The organism is Streptomyces sp. ICC4 (assembly GCF_003287915.1).
Taxonomy (GTDB): domain Bacteria; phylum Actinomycetota; class Actinomycetes; order Streptomycetales; family Streptomycetaceae; genus Streptomyces; species Streptomyces tritrimontium.
The window spans coordinates 13,044-29,884 of sequence record NZ_CP030286.1 but is presented as its reverse complement, the minus strand read 5'-3'; the positions used below and the strand labels follow the sequence as shown (position 1 = coordinate 29,884).

General features: G+C 74.0%; 16 protein-coding genes and 1 pseudogene. 9 read left to right on the top strand and 8 right to left on the bottom strand.

Annotation, left to right across the window (positions count from 1 at the left end):
• Window positions 1–8 precede the first annotated feature (8 nt).
• From DRB89_RS00130 to DRB89_RS00120, 3 genes are all read left to right on the top strand, one after another.
• Complete coding sequence (locus DRB89_RS00130) at window positions 9–1,283, top strand: FAD-dependent oxidoreductase (RefSeq protein WP_112446332.1); 1,275 nt, start codon at window positions 9–11, stop codon at window positions 1,281–1,283.
• Between the two features lie 34 nt (window positions 1,284–1,317).
• Window positions 1,318–3,213 carry a DNA primase gene (gene dnaG, locus DRB89_RS00125; protein WP_112446333.1) on the top strand — a complete coding sequence of 632 codons (1,896 nt, stop codon included), beginning with the start codon at window positions 1,318–1,320 and terminating at the stop codon, window positions 3,211–3,213.
• An 84-nt stretch (window positions 3,214–3,297) separates the two neighbouring features.
• Window positions 3,298–4,110, top strand: a complete 813-nt coding sequence (locus DRB89_RS00120) for a hypothetical protein (protein ID WP_162688416.1) — start codon at window positions 3,298–3,300, stop codon at window positions 4,108–4,110.
• Window positions 4,111–4,484: 374 nt separating this feature from the next.
• On the opposite strand, the gene DRB89_RS00115 is transcribed toward DRB89_RS00120, so the two are convergent.
• Window positions 4,485–5,495 carry a quinone oxidoreductase gene (locus DRB89_RS00115; protein WP_112446335.1) on the bottom strand — a complete coding sequence of 337 codons (1,011 nt, stop codon included), beginning with the start codon at window positions 5,493–5,495 and terminating at the stop codon, window positions 4,485–4,487.
• A gap of 54 nt (window positions 5,496–5,549) precedes the next feature.
• A complete protein-coding gene (locus DRB89_RS00110; RefSeq protein ID WP_239515947.1) occupies window positions 5,550–5,990 on the bottom strand; it encodes a DUF4158 domain-containing protein in 441 nt (146 codons plus the stop codon).
• A 177-nt stretch (window positions 5,991–6,167) separates the two neighbouring features.
• On the opposite strand from DRB89_RS00110, the pseudogene DRB89_RS00105 reads away from it, so the two are divergent.
• A pseudogene (locus tag DRB89_RS00105) lies at window positions 6,168–6,723 on the top strand (integrase core domain-containing protein); the annotation flags it as partial.
• A gap of 49 nt (window positions 6,724–6,772) precedes the next feature.
• Here DRB89_RS00105 and DRB89_RS00100 read toward each other — a convergent pair.
• A complete protein-coding gene (locus DRB89_RS00100) occupies window positions 6,773–7,285 on the bottom strand; it encodes a gamma-glutamylcyclotransferase family protein (protein WP_112446336.1) in 513 nt (170 codons plus the stop codon).
• Between the two features lie 185 nt (window positions 7,286–7,470).
• Between DRB89_RS00100 and DRB89_RS00095 the strand changes: the two genes are divergently transcribed.
• From DRB89_RS00095 to DRB89_RS00080, 4 genes are all read left to right on the top strand, one after another.
• Window positions 7,471–8,181 (top strand): hypothetical protein, encoded by a 711-nt coding sequence (locus DRB89_RS00095; protein ID WP_204357603.1) that lies wholly within the window; start codon window positions 7,471–7,473, stop codon window positions 8,179–8,181.
• A gap of 8 nt (window positions 8,182–8,189) precedes the next feature.
• Window positions 8,190–9,500, top strand: coding sequence for a HAMP domain-containing sensor histidine kinase (locus DRB89_RS00090; protein ID WP_239515946.1), 1,311 nt, complete (start codon window positions 8,190–8,192; stop codon window positions 9,498–9,500).
• Between the two features lie 190 nt (window positions 9,501–9,690).
• Entirely contained in the window at window positions 9,691–10,239 is a 549-nt protein-coding gene (locus DRB89_RS00085; RefSeq protein ID WP_239515945.1) for a hypothetical protein, read from the top strand.
• Window positions 10,240–10,381: 142 nt separating this feature from the next.
• Window positions 10,382–11,002 (top strand): class F sortase, encoded by a 621-nt coding sequence (locus DRB89_RS00080; RefSeq protein ID WP_112463176.1) that lies wholly within the window; start codon window positions 10,382–10,384, stop codon window positions 11,000–11,002.
• A gap of 15 nt (window positions 11,003–11,017) precedes the next feature.
• On the opposite strand, the gene DRB89_RS00075 is transcribed toward DRB89_RS00080, so the two are convergent.
• From DRB89_RS00075 to DRB89_RS00055, 5 genes are all read right to left on the bottom strand, one after another.
• Window positions 11,018–11,530, bottom strand: a complete 513-nt coding sequence (locus DRB89_RS00075; protein ID WP_112450563.1) for a hypothetical protein — start codon at window positions 11,528–11,530, stop codon at window positions 11,018–11,020.
• Window positions 11,527–12,537: a class I SAM-dependent methyltransferase gene (locus DRB89_RS00070; RefSeq protein WP_112450562.1), complete on the bottom strand. Its 1,011-nt coding sequence runs from the start codon at window positions 12,535–12,537 to the stop codon at window positions 11,527–11,529. Before DRB89_RS00070 ends, DRB89_RS00075 begins: the two co-directional genes overlap by 4 nt.
• Window positions 12,538–12,574: 37 nt before the next feature.
• The gene (locus DRB89_RS00065) at window positions 12,575–13,351 is read right to left on the bottom strand and encodes a TSUP family transporter (protein ID WP_112450561.1); all 777 of its coding nucleotides are present in this window, start codon (window positions 13,349–13,351) and stop codon (window positions 12,575–12,577) included.
• A 37-nt stretch (window positions 13,352–13,388) separates the two neighbouring features.
• A complete protein-coding gene (locus tag DRB89_RS00060; protein ID WP_112450560.1) occupies window positions 13,389–13,685 on the bottom strand; it encodes a hypothetical protein in 297 nt (98 codons plus the stop codon).
• A 109-nt stretch (window positions 13,686–13,794) separates the two neighbouring features.
• Window positions 13,795–15,090 carry a ferric reductase-like transmembrane domain-containing protein gene (locus DRB89_RS00055; protein ID WP_112450559.1) on the bottom strand — a complete coding sequence of 432 codons (1,296 nt, stop codon included), beginning with the start codon at window positions 15,088–15,090 and terminating at the stop codon, window positions 13,795–13,797.
• 168 nt (window positions 15,091–15,258) lie between these two features.
• On the opposite strand from DRB89_RS00055, the gene DRB89_RS00050 reads away from it, so the two are divergent.
• Window positions 15,259–16,839 (top strand): FAD-dependent oxidoreductase, encoded by a 1,581-nt coding sequence (locus tag DRB89_RS00050; protein WP_112450558.1) that lies wholly within the window; start codon window positions 15,259–15,261, stop codon window positions 16,837–16,839.
• Window positions 16,840–16,841: the final 2 nt, after the last annotated feature.

The following is a 16,841-nucleotide window of genomic DNA, read 5'->3' as shown; positions in this document are numbered from 1 at the left end:
GGCATCAGGTGGTCGACGCACACCGGACGTTCGTCATCGTCGGCGCAGGGCTCGCCGGAGCCAAGGCAGCCGAGACGCTGCGTTCCGAGGGGTTCACGGGGCGGGTGATCCTGATCGGCGACGAGCGCGAGCATCCCTACGAGAGGCCCCCGCTCTCCAAGGGCTACCTGTCGGGCAAGGAGGAGCGTGAGAGCGTCTTCGTCCACGAGCCGTCCTGGTACGCGGCCTCCGACATCGAGCTGCACCTCGGCCAGCCCGCGGTCCAGCTGGACCGGGAGGCCAAGAAGGTGGTCCTCGGCGACGGCACGGCGCTGCCCTACGACAAGCTGCTCCTGGCCACCGGAGCCGAGCCGCGCCGGCTCGACATCCCGGGCACCGGCCTGGTCGGGGTGCACCACCTGCGCCGGCTCGCGCACGCCGAGCGGCTGCGCGGGGCCCTCGCGGGCCTGGGCCGGGACAACGGGCACCTGCTGATCGCGGGCGCCGGCTGGATCGGCCTGGAGGTCGCCGCGGCGGCCCGGGGGTACGGGGCCGAGGTCACCGTGATCGAGCCGGAGGCGACCCCGCTGCACACGGTGCTGGGCCCGGAGGTCGGCCGGCTCTTCGCCGACCTGCACACCGAGCACGGGGTCCGCTTCCACTTCGGGGCCCGGCTGACCGAGATCGTCGGGCACGACGGCATGGTCCTGGCAGCCCGCACCGACGACGGCGAGGAGCACCCGGCGCACGCGGTCCTCGCGGCGATCGGGGCCTCGCCGCGGACCGCCCTGGCGGAGACCTCGGGCCTGGCCCTGGTGGACCGGGAGCACGGCGGCGGGATCGCCGTGGACGCCTCGCTGCGCACCTCCGACCCGGACGTCTTCGCGGTCGGCGACGTGGCGGCCGCGCACCACCCCGTGCTGGGGGCCCGGCTGCGGGTGGAGCACTGGGCGAACGCCCTCAACGGGGGCCCGGCCGCCGCGCGGGCGATGCTGGGGCAGGAGGTCTCGTACGACCGGGTGCCGTACTTCTTCTCCGACCAGTACGACGTGGGCCTGGAGTACTCGGGGTACGCCCCGGCGGGCGGCTACGACCAGGTGCTCATCCGCGGCGACGTGGGCAAGCGGGAGTTCATCGCCTTCTGGCTCTCGGACGGCCGGGTCCTGGCCGGGATGAACGTGAACGTGTGGGACGTCACCGAGCACATCCAGGCCCTGATCAGGTCAAAGGCGCCCGTGGACCGCGAGAAACTGGCGGATCCATCGATTCCGCTTTCGGCCCTGGTACCGGCGGAGGGGGCCTGACGGGATTGTCGGTGACCGGCCGTAGACTTCAGGCGTGGCAGGACGGATCAACGAAGACGACGTGAAGGCGGTACGGGACGCGGTCCCGATCGACGCCGTGGTCTCGGAGTACCTCCAGCTGCGCAACGCCGGCGGCGGCAACCTCAAGGGCCTCTGCCCCTTCCACGACGAGAAGTCCCCGTCCTTCCAGGTCAGCCCCAGCAAGGGCTTCTACCACTGCTTCGGCTGCCAGGCGGGCGGGGACACCCTCGACTTCATCATGAAGATCGACCACCTCTCCTTCTCGGAGGCGGTCGAGCGCCTGGCCGGCACGGCCGGCATCACCCTGCGGTACGAGGAGGGCGGCTACACCGCCGGCAGCAGCGGACGCGGCGAGCGCATCCGGCTGGTCGAGGCGCACAAGGCGGCCGCCCTCTTCTACATGGACCAGCTCGACAGCGCCGAAGCGGAGATCGGCCGCAAGTTCCTGGCCGAGCGCGGCTTCGACCAGGCCGCCGCCGCGCACTTCAGCGTCGGCTACAGCCCGGCCGGCTGGGACCACCTGACCCGCTTCCTGCGCGGCAAGGGCTTCAGCGACAAGGAACTGATCACCTCGGGCCTGGCCCAGGACAGCCGCAGCGGAAAGCCCATCGACCGCTTCCGCGGCCGCCTCATGTGGCCCATCCGCGACATCAGCGGCGAGGTCGTCGGCTTCGGCGCGCGCAAGCTGCGCGACGACGACAACGGCCCCAAGTACCTGAACACGCCCGAGACCTCGATCTACAAGAAGTCCCAGGTGCTGTACGGCATCGACCTGGCCAAGAAGGAGATCGCCAAGACCTCCCGGGCCGTCGTCGTCGAGGGCTACACCGATGTGATGGCCTGCCACCTGGCCGGGGTCACCACCGCGATCGCCACCTGTGGCACCGCCTTCGGCGGCGACCACATCAAGATCCTGCGCCGCCTGCTCATGGACAACGCGACCGCCGAGGTGATCTTCACCTTCGACGGCGACTCGGCCGGGCAGAAGGCCGCACTGCGCGCCTTCGAGGACGACCAGAAGTTCGCCGCCGAGACCTCCATCACCATCGCCCCGGACGGCATGGACCCCTGCGACCTGCGCCTGGCCCAGGGCGACGCGGCCGTGTCCGGACTGGTCGAGGCCCGCACGCCGCTGTTCGAGTTCGCGCTGCGGCACATCGTCTCCCGGCACAACCTGGAGAATCCGGCGGGGCGGGCGGCCGCGCTGGAAGAAGCCGCCCCGATCATCAAGAAGATCAAGAACATCGGGATCCAGCACGAGTCCGCGGTCCAGCTCGCCGGCATGCTCGGCATGCGCGACGAGCAGTTCGTGGTCAAGCGGATCGCCCAGCTGGACCGCTGGTCCCGGGACCGGGGGAACCAGCCCCAGCAGCAGCGCCGGGGCCACTCCTACGAGGACATCGCCGCGCCGGCCGCCACGCCCTCGGGCCCCGCGCTGAACCTGCGCAGCCCCTCCCACATCACCGAGCGCGAGCTGCTCAAGCTGGCGCTGCAGCGCCCGGCGCTGGTCTCCCCCGCCTTCGACGCGTACGGGATGGACGAGTTCACCGCCCCGCCCTACGCGGCCGTCCGCCAGGCCATCCAGGACGCCGGCGGCGCCTCCCTGGGCACCGAGGACTATGTGATCCGGGTCCGGGAGGCCGCGCCGAACGACACCGTCCGCGCACTGGTCACCGAGCTCGTCGTCGAGGCCATCCACGCGAAGACGGTCGACGAGGTCTACGCCGGGGTCCAGCTGGTCCAGGTCCGGCTCCGCGCGGTCGACCGCCGGGTGCACGAGATCCAGGGCACGATGGCCCGCCTCGGCCCGCAGGCCCCGCCGGAGCAGCTGGCGGCGGTCCAGGAGGAGCTGTGGGTCCTCCAGCAGTACGGGCGGCGCCTGCGCAACCGGGGCGCGGAAGGCCTGTAGTACGGGGCCCAGCGGTACGGGGCCTTCGCACAAGGCCCCGGAACGGCGTCGCGGCGACAGCGGCCCTGCCCCTATGCTCCGCCGGTGACCACAGTGAACACGGCGCTCGCCGAGATCCTCGAACGCCCCGACCAGGGGACGGCCGACTCCGGCGACGGGCCTCTCATCGCGGCCCTCCTCGACGGCGGAGTCTTCGTACCGGTGGACGCCAAGGGCTCCGTGGTGTTCCTCGCGGAGGACGAAGGACCGGGCCTCCCCGGGTACGTCAGCGCGGAATGCCTCGCCGAGGACCTCCCCGAGGCGGCGGGCGCCGTCCACTGCGACGCCATGCGGCTGCACGACATCCTGCGGCAGACGAAGGCCGTGAAGATGATCGTCTCCTCCCCGGCCGGATGGGCCAAGATCCCCTCCGACATGCTGCTCGACGCCCTCCGGCAGGGGACCCGCCTGACGGAGGGGCGGTCGGTCATGCTCGGCTGGTCGACCCGCCCCCTGGCCCTGGCCCTGCGGGACGCACTGCGGGCGCGGCTGCTGGACTTCCCCGGGATCGAGACCGTGTGGATCGCGGACGCCTGCTGGGAGCACTCCGGCGTGGAACAGCTGCTGGTGCACCTGGCCGTCGGTGCGGACGCCCCGCCCGAGGCCGCCTCGCGGCTGATGGAGGCGGTGATGTCCGAGGACGTCACCGTCGGCGACGGCGACCCCGCCGTGGCCTCGATCGTCCTCGATCCCGTCGCGCAGGCCGACCAGGTCCGCCACCTCGACTCCCTGGGCCTGGACACCCTGCGCGCGGACCACGCGCGGCGGCGCGTCGAGGTCGTCTCCCGCGAGTTCGACGCCGCCCCGCCGCCCCCCGCGCCCGAGCCCCGTCCCCGGCGCTGGTGGCGGCGGCCCTGACTCGCCTAGTGCTGTGGCCGGGAAGGTTTGCCGGGTCGCGGTGTCCGGTGCGGTGCCTCGCAAGGCGGAGGGCCGCCGCTTGTACTGGACGTACTTCGGTGGTCCGACAACGCGGCGAGGTGCCGTGCCGGGCGGCGCGACCCGGTGGACCTTTCCGGTCACAGCACTAGGTGTTCCGTCCCGGGAGGTTGTGGACGGGTGAGCCAGGTCTCGGCTGAGGGATCTTGAAGGGGTGTGACCCGGATACGTCAGAAACCCGCCAGAACTTGATCTTGGCCTGCTGAGTGCCTGACGGTGTCGGGGATCTTGGCGATGACGGTCGGCCATGCCCTCGACATCTCAGTCTCCAAGATCCCCGACCTCGTCACCCGCGATCAGCTCTGCGTCTCCTCGCGGCGTCCAATAGCGGCCGCATCGGGTACGACGAGCAGCTTGCCGGTGGTACGCCGAGCCTCCAGATCGCTGTGGGCCTGGGCGGCCTCGGACAATGCGTAGCGGCCCGTTACGGTGACCTCAAGCGCCTTGGAGCGCACCCACTCGAACACATCGGCGGCCCGTCGGAGCAGTTCGGACCGATCGGCGATGAAGTCCCCGAGGCTGGGCCGGATCAGGGTCAGCGAACCGCCGTGGGCGAGCCGAATCGGATCAAACGGCGGCACGGCACCACTTGCCGCGCCGAAGAGCACGAGATGGCCGCGGGTTCGCAGGCTGGCGAGGCTCGCATCGAAGGTGTGCGCGCCGACGCCGTCGAAGACAACCGGCAGTCCCTGACCGCCGTTGAGCCGCCTCACTTCGGCTGCGAGATCGTCGACTGCGGAGGAAAGGATCACCTCAGCGGCCCCGGCACGCTTCGCCAGCTCGGCCTTCGCCGTGGTCGACGTCGTGCCGATCACCCTGCCGCCGAGATGGGTGATGAGCTGGGTCAAAAGCAGCCCCATGCCACCAGCAGCCGCATGCACGAGCACCGTGTCGCCCCCCTGAACCGGGTAGGCGTCCTTGACGAGATAGTGCGCGGTCATGCCTTGGAGGAGCACGGCGGCGGCTGTCTCGAAGCCGATATCGTCGGGCAGCGGCACCAGCCGGGAGGAGTCCACGACGGCCCGCTCGGCATACGTGCCGGGAATCTCCACCCAACCGACCCGGTCCCCGACTGCGACGTCAGCGACGCCGGGTCCAACTTCGACGACCGTGCCGGCGCCCTCAGCGCCCGGGGTGAAGGGCAGCGGGAGGCTGTACCGGCCTTCGCGGTGGTAGACGTCGAGGAAGTTGACCCCGGATGCGGCGACCTCCACGACCGCCTCGCCCGGACCCGGCCGCGGCTGGTCCACCTCGGCCTCCTGCAGCACCTCGGGACCGCCCACTTCGTACACCTGAATCGCTCGCATGGCCCTCCAATAACGGCTCATCCCCCACCAACCCCGTTGATGGCGATTAACGGCTCATCCCCCACCAACCCCGTTGATGGCGATCCGATTCCCGGCAAGCGGACCAGCCCGCCGCCCCCGCCGAGAGCTGAGACGCCTGCTTTGCACCCGGGTCTGGGACAGGAGACCGAGGCCGTCAAGGGTCGACGAATGCACCACCGGCCGCTTCCGCACCGCCGTACGGCCACCCACCCGCACCGGCGTAGCCTCCGGCAGCTCCACCGCGCGGCGCACGAAATCGACCACCGCCTCCGGATACTCCTCCGGCCTCGGGAACCGGCCCATCCGCTGGTACGACTTCAACGCCAGCAGCAGGGCCAGCTGATCTCCATCCGCGTCCATCCGCTCCGCCGCCCACGCCGCCTCCTCCCGCGTCGGCGCGAAGAACAGATGCAGCTCATGCGTACTGACCAGCCGCTTGAAACGCGGATACGCAGTCCGCTCGATCGAAGTCATCCCCACGCCCCGCAAGATCCGGCAGCCAACGACGTTCCAGGCACCCGCGCCGCATCGTGCCGCCCGAGGTCATGCCGCGAGGCAGAAGGCCCGTAGCCACGACAGCCCAACGCATGACGTGGTAAACCACCGGCTCAACCCAAGATCAAGTTCTGGCGGGTTTCTGCCGTACCGACCCGGACCGAACACCGGATCATCAAGGTCCGCCTCCTGCGCCGCTGGGGACCGGCCCGGCGGACACAAGGTCCGGGGTCGGCAAGCGGGCCGCAAGACCCGCAGGAACGCTGGCTACAGCTACCTGCACACCGCCGTCGACGACCACTCCCGCCTCGCCTACAGCGAGATCCACGCGGACGAGAAGAAGGAGACCGCCACCGCCTTCTGGCAACGGCCCCACGCCTTCTTCACCGGCGCTGGGATCACCGTCGAACGGGTTCTGACCGACAACGGCTCCTGCTACCGCTCACGCGACTGGCGCGACAGCCTGGCGGCGGCCGGGATCACCCACAAACGAACCCGGCCCTACCGGCCCCAGACCAACGGCAAGGTCGAACGCTTCAACCGCACCCTGCTCGACGAATGGGCCTACGCCCGCCCCTACCGGTCAGACATCGAACGCCGCGAAGCGTTCCCCGGCTGGCTCCACTCCTACAATCACCACCGCGGACACACCGCACTCGCAGGCAAACCACCCGCGAGCCGCGTCCCCAACCTAACGAGGCAACACACCTAGGGCGTCTCTTTCGGATCTTGCCGGGCCGACAAGATCCAAAAGAGACGGCCTAGCGGCGCAGCCAGTCGCCGCCGGGGATCTGCCTGCCGGAGCGGGCGAGGCGGCGGGCCAGTGGGGTCGCCGCCAGGTAGACCCAGGCACGGACCGGGGTGCCGTCGGGGAGCAGGGCCTCGCGGGCGGTGCGGTCGTAGATGTTGCCGGGGCTGCCGGGGCCCTCGTACTCCTCCAGCAGATCGAGCGCGACGAGGAGTTCCCCGTAGGCGCCCGGGGCCGGGGTGATCAGCTCCCCGGCCACGGCGGAGCCCGGGCGGTCGACGGCGTAGGGGTATCCGGGGCCCTCGTACAGCGCCGCGTCCGGCAGGCGGGCGGGCTCCTCGGCGGCCGTGCGGCCGCGCAGGAACAGGTCGTGGTTGACCTCGCCCGGCCGCAAGGTCCCGTAGACGAAGAAGGGCAGCTCCGGCAGTTCCTCCGCCGCGCGGATCCCGGCGCGGGTCCCGGCACGGAGCTCCCCCGGGGGAATCGTTCCTTCGCCGTGGCCTTCCGGCCGATCGGCCGATGTCATGCGGCCCTCCCTCGACTCACAGTGGGCTGTCCCGCGGCTCCCGGCCGGCCGACGCCGGGGCGAAGGTCCCGAGTTCGGCGGCGCGGGCCCCCGTACGCACCGCTGTTACACAACCTCCCGACGCCCGTGACCGACGCCGTCTACCGTCAGTCTGCCTCCTCCCCCCACCCCACGGTTCCGCCCCCATGAATCGACTGACCCGCCGCAGCCTCGCCGCCGTCCTGCTCTGCACCGGCCTCGGCGGCTGCGCCGCACCCGGCGGCCTCGGCCACGGCGAGCCCGCGCCGCCCGTCTCGGCCCAGCCCCGGCCCACACCGCTGTGGCCGTTGTGGGCCGACGACTCCGCGACCGCGGGCGGCACCGCGGTGGCCAGCCGGATGCCGCCGCCGGAGCCGCTCACGACCGGCCCCACCGTGGGGCCGGAGGGGGTCGAGAAGGTCGACGTGCTGGCCGTCCTCGGCGCGGACAGGACGATGAAGGCGTTCGGCCGCGCCGGGAAGATCGACGGTCCCGGCCGCGCCGGGGTCCGGCCGCCGGCGTTCGCGGACCTGACCGGTGACGGGAAGCGCGAGCTGATCATCGCCGCCGACAGCGCCACCGGGCGCTCGGCCCTGAGCGTCTACACCGTGGCCGGCGGAAAGCTCGTGCCGATCCTGTTCACCACCGGCCGCCGGATGAGCCCCGAGATCGTCGGCAGCGACCTGCTGGTCCGCACCGCCGACGACGACGGTTCCGCGCACGCCGTCCGCTACCACTGGGACGGCCGGCGGATGACCGTGCTCAGCGACGAGCGGCAGTTCGGCGACAGCATCTCCGGCGCCCGCCCCGGACCGTGCCCGGCCCCGCTGCCCTCGGGATCCGATTCCCCGGTCCGAAAGGGCCAGGGCGCCCGGTGAAGGGCGCCGTGTTCAGCTGCCGCCGCCTCCTGCACGCCCTGGGCCTGCGCTGGAAGATCTCCGTCCTGCTCGCCGTCGGCTGCTCGCTCGTCGCCCTCACCATCGGCGTGCTGATCCACGAGGCCCGCGCCCGCCAGGTGGCCGACGCGGCCCGGCACAGCGCCGTCGCCCAACTCGTCCGCGTGCGGCAGGTGTACGAGCTCACGGGCCGGCTGGACTTCGACAAGGTCGGCGAGGCCGACGCCCGCATCGACTGCCCCAGCCTGCCGGAGTCCCTGCGCAAGGCCGCCCTCGCCGGCCGGCGCACCACCTACCTCGATCTGGACGGGCCCCGCCCCGCGGTGTGGGCCGCCCGGCCGGTCGGCGGCGACCAAGTGCTCTCCGTACGCCAGTCGCTGGCCGCCGACCAGAAGGAACTGCAGGACCTCGACCACCAGTTGATCGCCTTCGGGGTGGTGGTCGTCAGCCTCGCGGCGATCGGCGGGGCGGCGCTGGCCAGCCGGCTGAGCAAGGACCTGCGGTCGGCGGCCGAGACGGCCCGGCGGATCAGCGCGGGCGAGCTGGACGCGCGGATCGGCCCGTCGAGCGTGCCGGGGACGCGCAACGAGGTGACCGAGCTGTCCGCGGCGGTCGACACCATGGCGGCGAGCCTGCAGCGGCGGCTGGTGGCGGAGCAGCGGTTCACGGCCGACGTGGCGCACGAGCTGCGGACCCCGCTGACCGGGCTGCACACCGCCGCCGAACTGCTGCCGCCGGGCCGGCCCACGGAGCTGGTGCGCGACCGGGTCTCGGCCCTGCGCACCCTGACCGAGGACCTCCTGGAAGTGGCCCGGCTGGACGCGGACCGGGAGGTGGCGCAGCTGGACACGCACCGGCTGGGCCCGCTGGTGGAGTCGATCACCCGGTGTTCGGGGGTCGGGGCCCTGGTGCTGGGCGCGGACGGCCCGGGGTGCGTGCGCACGGACGCGCGGCGCCTGGAACGCATCCTGACGAACCTGCTGGTCAACGCCCGCAGGCACGGCGGGGCCCCGATCACCGTGACGGTGGCCGGGAACACCGTCACGGTCCGCGACGAGGGCCCGGGCTTCCCGGAGCCGCTGCTGCGCGACGGCCCGCAGCGGTTCCTGACCGGCGCGACGGAACGCGGCCAGGGCACGGGCCTCGGCCTGACCATCGCCCTGGGCCAGGCCCAGGTGATCGGCGCCTCGGTCACGCTGGCCAACGCCGCCCCGCCCGGCGCCTCGGCCAAGATCACCCTCCCGCCGGCCGATCCCGCCCCCGGCCCGGGGCACCCCCCGGCGAGGGCCGGGGAGGGTTGAGGCGCCCCGAGGAGGGCCGCCGTCACCCGGACGGGGTGGGGGTCCACGGATGGCCCCTCGTCGCCTCCGACCTGCGGAAACGGTGTGCCGACGGGCACTCCGGGCCACATCTGACAGCGCATCAGCAGGCGCGCAGCCGCCACCCCCGGTTATCTCGGGAACACGACCCCGTGTCCACAGGAGACCTCCAATGCGCCGACGCACCGCCCACGTGCTCACCGCCACCGCGCTGACCGCTGCCGCGTTCACCGGCCCGGTGGCCGGCGCGGTCGCCGCCGCGGAGCTGGGCGTGGCGGGTTTCGCGGCCGGGGACTTCGCCCCGCTGGAGGTCTGGCCCAAGTCCGCCTCCCCCGGCACCACCGTCACGGTGAACACCAGCGCCTGCGGCCGCGCGAGCCACGCCGAGGGCGATGCCACCACCGTCGGTGGCGGCCGCTTCAAACTGACCCCGGGGACCCGCAAGGAGGTGGTCGTGGGGCAGTTCCAGGTCTCCCGCGGCACCCCTCCCGGGACCTACGGCATCGGCGCCACCTGCGCGAACGGCAAGTTCGCCACCGGCGACCTGATCGTCACCGAACACGACCGCGGCCCCCAGGGCCACGTGCGTACCGGGGTGGGCGGTGGCACGACCACCACCGCCGACCCCGCCAAGATCGCGGCGGGAGCGGCAGTGCTGGCCGCGACCGCCGCCGGCGGTATCTGGCTCCTGCGTCGCCGGGCGAGCGGCACGCGGAGCTGACGGACGCCCACCGCGGCTCCGGCCGCGGTCCGACCGGTACCGTCCCCCGTCGCCCGCCCCGCGAGGTCCCCCCCGTTCGCGGGGCCGGGCGACGGCCAGTCACCACACAGCGTTCGAAGGCGCGACGGCGAGGGGGCCCGTGATGGACACGAACCGAGCCCGCTCCGGCGGGCTCGTGGCGCTCGCCGCCTGCATCGGCGTCTGGCTCGTCGGAAGCGGATCCGGCGAAGAGGTCCGGCCCCCGCTGCCCTCACCCGGCGAGGCCCTGAGCGCCCACGCCCAGTACCCCGGGGCCATCGCCCCGCTCCCCGGCTCCCCGCCCACCCGCATCAAGATCCCCTCCATCCGGGTGGACGCCCCGCTCACCGGGCTCGGCCTGCAGTCCGACGGCAGCCTCGAGGTGCCGCCGCCGGCCCGCCGGGACCTGGCGGGCTGGTACCGCGACGGGACGACCCCGGGCGCCACCGGCACCGCGGTCGTCGCCGGGCACGTGGACGACGCCACCGGCCCGGCGGTCTTCTACCACCTCGGGGCGCTGCGCCGGGGCGCCGTGATCGAGGTCGCCCGCGCGGACGGACGTACGGCCGTGTTCACGGTCCACGCGGTCGAGGTCTACGACGCCAAGGTCTTCCCGGACGCCCGCGTCTACGGGTCCTCGCCGCGCGCCGAGCTCCGCGTCATCACCTGCGGCGGCGGTTTCTCCCCGCGCACCGGCTACCGGGGCAACGTGGTCGTCTTCGCCCACCTCACCGGCACGTACTGAGCCCGGCGGCGGCCCTCAGTACGAAGGCGCGTACCAGCGGCGGTGCACGAACGGCTCGACGGACAGCACGGCGGCGCCCGCGACGGCGCCCACGAGCAGGGAGGCCGAGCCGCCCCCGGCGAGGAGCGCGCCCCCGCAGGCGGCCGCCACGACCAGCGGCCGCGCCAGGGTCAGCGGCCCGAGGCCGATCACCGTCGCGAGGGTGCTGGCCCTGAACGGCAGGACGAGGTACGCGGCGAGCGAGAGCGCGACGGCCAGCGCGTGGACCCCGAGCGGGAGGAGGAAGCCGACGCCGCCGTCGGCGAGGGCCGCGTACGCCCGGTCCGGATCGTCGGCGGCCAGCAGGACGCCGCCGGCGGTGAGCGCGGGGGCGAGCAGCAGGGCCGCGCCGACGGCGAGGCCGCGCAGGGACGCGCGGGTGATGGCGCGCCGCTTGCGGATCCGGGCGTCCCGGCCGGCGTAGGCGCGGAAGCCGCTGAAGGCCGCGTCGACGAGGCCGAGGGCGGCCAGCGGCAGGGCCGGGTTCACCCGGCGGACCCGGCGGAGGCTCCGGCGCCGGCCGGGGCGCCACCGGGCAGCCCGGAGCCCGGCCCACGGACCGGCCCGCGGACCGGGGCCAGGTGCTCCGGGCCCACGAGCCGGCGGGAGGAGCGGCCCAGCGCCCGGCGCAGCGGGTCCTCCAGCTCCGGCCGGACGCCGATGACCGGGCGCAGGGTGGTGCAGAAGGGGTTGACCAGGAAGCGGGGTTCGTAGACCAGGGGCCGGATGCCGGGCACGCTCGCCGCGCGCAACAGGGTCTCGTCGGAGTGGGCGCGCCGGGCGGAGACCACCCCGTCGTGGCGGCCGAGCGGGTGGCGCATCCGGGCCCGGTGGAACATCCAGGCGCCGACGGGCGCCAGTCCGGTGGCCGCGATGTCGAAGTGGCAGAAGGCGAGTGCCGGGGAGTCGGCCTGGGCCTCGAAGAACTCCGTGAGCGCCCGGCCCCGGAAGTGGTGCAGCACACCGGTGGAGACGTAGACGGTGGCGACCTCCGGCAGGTCGAAGGCGTTGCCGTGGACGAACCGGCAGTCGAGCCCTTCGGCGCGGGCCAGCCGGTCGGCCTCGCCGACCAGCGCGGCGTCGAGGTCGACCCCGATGAGTTCGACGCCCGGGCCCAGGGCGCCGGTGGCCGCGAGCCGGCGGATCAGGTAGCCGAGCCCGCAGCCGATGTCGACGAGTCTGAACCGGCCGCGCCGCCCGGCGATCTCCCGGATGGCCTCGATGAGCGGGGCGATCACGTGCACGAGACGTTCGTCGACGCGCAGTTCCTCGCTGAGCCGCTGCATCTCGGTGTGGACGCCGATCATCAGGCGGTCCACGGCGAGGGGGTCGAGCACCTCGTCGGGGCCGGCCGGCAGCCGGGCGACGATGTGGGCCGCGTGCCGGTCCCCGGATGCGCGGAGCCTGCGGACCACTTCGTCGCGGCGCACCGGCAGCCGCTCCCCGCTGCGCGGGTCCGTGACGGTGATCAGGTCGGATATCTCGAGGTGGGGCACGACCGGAACTTTACGCCCCGGGCCGGATCCGGCCCGGTCAGCCCCACTGTTCGAGCCCCAGCTTGACCACGAGGGCGCCGACCACCGTCAGGAGGACGCCGCGCACGAAGCCGCTGCCCTTCTTCAGGGCCATCCGGGCGCCGACCATCGCGCCGGCCAGGTTGAACGCCGCCATCAGCGCGGCCAGTTGCCACAGCACCATGCCCTGGTACGCGAACATCGCGAGCGCCCCGGCGTTGGTGCACACGTTGACGATCTTCGCCGTGGCGGAGGCGGTGACCAGGTCGAGGTGGAGGAGGGCCGTCAGGGCCAGGACGAGGAAGGTGCCGGTGCCGGGGCCGATGAGCCCGTCGTAGAACCCGATGCCGAGGCCGGCCAGCGCGATGGCGAGCAGCACGCGCTGCCGGCTGACGGGGGTGGCGGAGGGGGCCGTGCCGAAGGCGGGCCGGAAGAGGACGAAGCCCGCGACGACCACCAGGACGACCATGATCATCGGACGCAGCGCGTCCTTGCTGATCCCGCCGGCCAGCGCCGCCCCGCCCATCGAGCCGACGAGGGCGGCCAGGCCGATGCGGACGGCGAGCTTCACGTCCACCCGGGTCTTGCGCAGGTACGTCACCGCCGCCCCCGCGGTGCCGACGATGGCCACGGCCTTGTTGGTGCCGAGGACGGTGGCGGGGTGGGCGTTCGGCAGGCCGAGGAGCAGGGCCGGCAGGAGCAGCAGGCCGCCGCCGCCCACGACGGCGTCGATCCAGCCCGCCGCGGCGGCGGCCACGCACAGCACGATGATCATGGTTGTCGATATGTCAGGCACGGCACCGACCCTACGGAGCAGGTGGGTGCACCATCCATCAATCCCCGGAAACTTGCGCAAAGGTTGAGCTTTGCCTGGCCGGCGCCCGGTCCGGGGCCACCGGGGCCGACGGGTCCACCGCCGCCGTCAGCACGCTCGCGGCCAGCACGCTGGCCAGCCCGAGCCCGGCCGCGAGCCGCCGCGCGGGCCGTACGCGGGCCAGCGCGGCCAGCACGGTGTGCGCCGGGGAGGTACGGGGCCTGCGGTGACGGGCGGCCGCGGCCCCCGGCCCGGCCGCCGCGGCGGTCCGGGCGGGCGGGGGCACGGACAGGGCGACGTGCAGCGGATGGCGCATGGTGCGGCGGCCTCTCGGAAGCGGATGCGGAAGCGGGAGCAGATGCGGAAGCGGACAGACAGGCGGGCGGGCGGGCAGGCGGGCAGGCAGAGCGGCCGGCCCGCAGATCTCAGAAGCTGAAGCACTCGGAGTGGATCTGACCGGCGGGCACCCCGGCCCACAGCAGCGCGGCCTGCGCGGCCTCCGCCATCCCGGGCGGCCCGCACAGGTACACGTCGTGCTCCGCCAGGTCCGGGACCAGCGCGAGCAGCGCCTGCGGGGCCAGCGGATCTCCGGCGGCGCCGGAGCGCCCGAGCAGGTAGTGCAGACCGGCCTGCCGCTCGGCGGCGATGGCCTCCAGCTCGGAGCGCAGGACGAGGTGCTCCTCGGCCCCGGCCCGGTAGAGCAGGGTGATGTCCCCTGGCCCGCCCGGCAGGGTTTCGAACAGGGCCCGCATCGGGGTGATCCCGACCCCGCCGGCGAGCAGCAGCACCTTGGGCCGGGTCCGGCGGGCGGCGGTGAGCGCCCCGAAGGGCCCGGTGGCGATGACCCGCGTGCCCGGGCGCAGCCGGCGGATCCGGCGGGAGTGGCCGCCCAGCGCCTTCACCGTGATGCGCAGGGCGTCCCCGCGGACCGGCGCCGACAGCGAGAACGGCAGCGCGGTGTGCCACAGCCGGCGCTGCAGGAACCGCCAGCGCAGGAACTGGCCCGGCTCCGCGCGCAGCTCCGCGAGGTGCTCCCCGCAGACGACGACGGAGACCACTCCGGGCCCCTCGAAGCGGACCTCGGCGACCCGCAGCGCGTGCCGCAGGGCCTGGCGGACGGGGACCACGGCGCGGTACCAGACGAGCAGGACGGCCACGGCCGCGTGGGCGAGGGCCCAGAACCAGGCGACGGGGCCCACGTCGGGCCCGGCGAGCTGGTGCCCGAAGGCCAGGGCCGCGGCGAGGTAGACCAGCAGGTGCACCCCGCGCCAGGTTTCGTGCGAGACGCGGCGGCGTACGGAGCGGGCGGAGGTGACGCCGACGGCGGCCAGGAGGACGGTCCCGGCCGCCGCGGCCGCCACGGCCGGGTAGCCGAGCAGCTCCCGGACGGCGGAGAGCACGTCGACCCCCTCGTGCACGGCGTAGCCGCACAGCGCGAAGAGCCCGTGCCCGAAGCAGAGCAGCAGGACGTGGCGGCCGCCCAGCGCGTGCCAGCGGGCGAGCCGGTCGGCGCCCACGCCGTGCTCGACGGCGGGGACCCTGGCCATCAGGAACAGCATGACGAGGACCCCGTACCCGGCGAACAGTCCGGACAGGTGGGCGGCGGTCGCGAACAGCGCGTCGAGCCGGGCCGAGGGCCGCACCTGGGCGGCCCACAGCAGGGCCACGATCCCCGCCCCGCCCAGCATTCCGCCCTTGACCCGCACCGCCGCATCTCGCATACGAACCACGCTAAGGGCGGTCCGCACGCCCGCCCGGTCCGGCGGATGATCCTTAAGGCGGCCTTGAGGAACGCCTCACGGACCCTTAACCCGGACGCTGAGGTCGGCGTTCCGTCCGGGTAACAAAGCCGGTGCGGAGGGGAAACAGCAGCCGCGCACGCTCGGGTCATGACCTCGGAACAGCAGCGCGTGGTGGTGATCGGCGGCGGCCTCGCGGGCCTGCGGCTCGCGTCCCGCCTGGGCGGGAACGTCACCGTCCTCGGCGAGGAGCCGCACGTCCCTTACAACCGGGTCCTGCTCGCCGAGGTCCTGGCCGGCCGGTACGCGCCGGAGGTGACGGCTCTCCCGGCCGCCGGCCCGGCGCTGCGCCGGGGCGTCCGGGCGGTGCGGATCGACCGGGCCGAACAGGTGGTGCACTGCGACGACGGAACGGTCGAGCCCTACGGCACCCTGGTCCTGGCCACCGGGTCGAACCCGGTGCTCCCCGCGCTGCGCGGCCTGTTCGAACCCGAGGGCCGGGAGCTGCCCTCCGGGGTCCACGCGTTCCGCACGATGGACGACTGCATGGCCCTGTCCGCGGCGCTGCGCCCCGGGGTGCGCGCGGTGGTGATCGGCGGCGGCCTCCTCGGCGTCTCGGCGGCCCGTGCCCTGGCCGAGCGGGGCGCGCAGGTGGTCCTCACCCAGCAGGGCGAGCGCCTGATGGAGCGGCAGCTCGACGAGGACGCCTCGGAGCTGCTGCGGACGCACCTGGCCGGCCTGGGCGTCGAGATCCACACGGAATGCCGGGTCCGCGGCCTGTCGACGGCCCCAGCGGCGCCGCTCCAGGCCGGTCCGGCACGAGCCCCGGCGCCTCCGCTCCCGGGGCTCCGCCCCGGACCCCGCGCCTCGATCGCCGTTGGGGCTGGAACTGCCCTGCGGGCGGTCCGGCAGCACCCTCCCGGCGGCCCCAGCCGCAATCCAGCCCCGCCGGCGTTTGAGCCGCGGGTGCGGGCAGAGCCCGGAACGCCCCGCAGGGTCACCGGGGTCGAGCTCGCCGACGGCTACCGGCTCGACGCCGACATCGTCGTGCTCGCCTGCGGCGTACGGCCCCGCACCGGCCTGGCGCTGGCCGCCGGGCTCGAGGTCCGCACCGGCATCGTCGTCGACGACCGGCTGCGCACGAGCGACCCCCGCATCCACGCCGTCGGCGACTGCGCCGAGCACGCCGGCCGGGTCTACGGCCTGGCCGGCCCCGCCCTGGAACAGGCCGAGGCCCTCGCCAAGGTCCTCCTCGGCACCGGCCGCGGCATCAGCGCCGGCGCCGCCACCTCACCGGGCACGGACACCGGCACCGGCACCGGCCGGGACGCCGACACCGGTCAGGCAGCAGGCACCGGTCAGGCAGCCGGCACCGGCCCGGCAGCAGGCACCGGCCCGGACGGCGGCACCGAAGCCCCGTCCACCTACACCGGCACCCGGGCCCTGACCCGCCTCACCCTCACCGCCGGCGGCGACCGGCCGCTCGACCTCGCCGCCTTCGGCGAGACCACCCCGCTCCCCGGCGACGACGTGGTCCGCCTCGCCGACGCCACCCGCCGCACCTACCGCAAGGTCGTCGTCCGCGGCGACCGCCTCGTCGGCGGGGTCCTGCTCGGTGAGCTCTCCAGCGTGGGCGCCCTCGCCCGCAGCTGGGAGGACGGCGCCCCCCTCACCGACAAGCACGGTCTCACCGACCTGCACCACCTGCTCACCGACGACGGAGGCTCCTGATC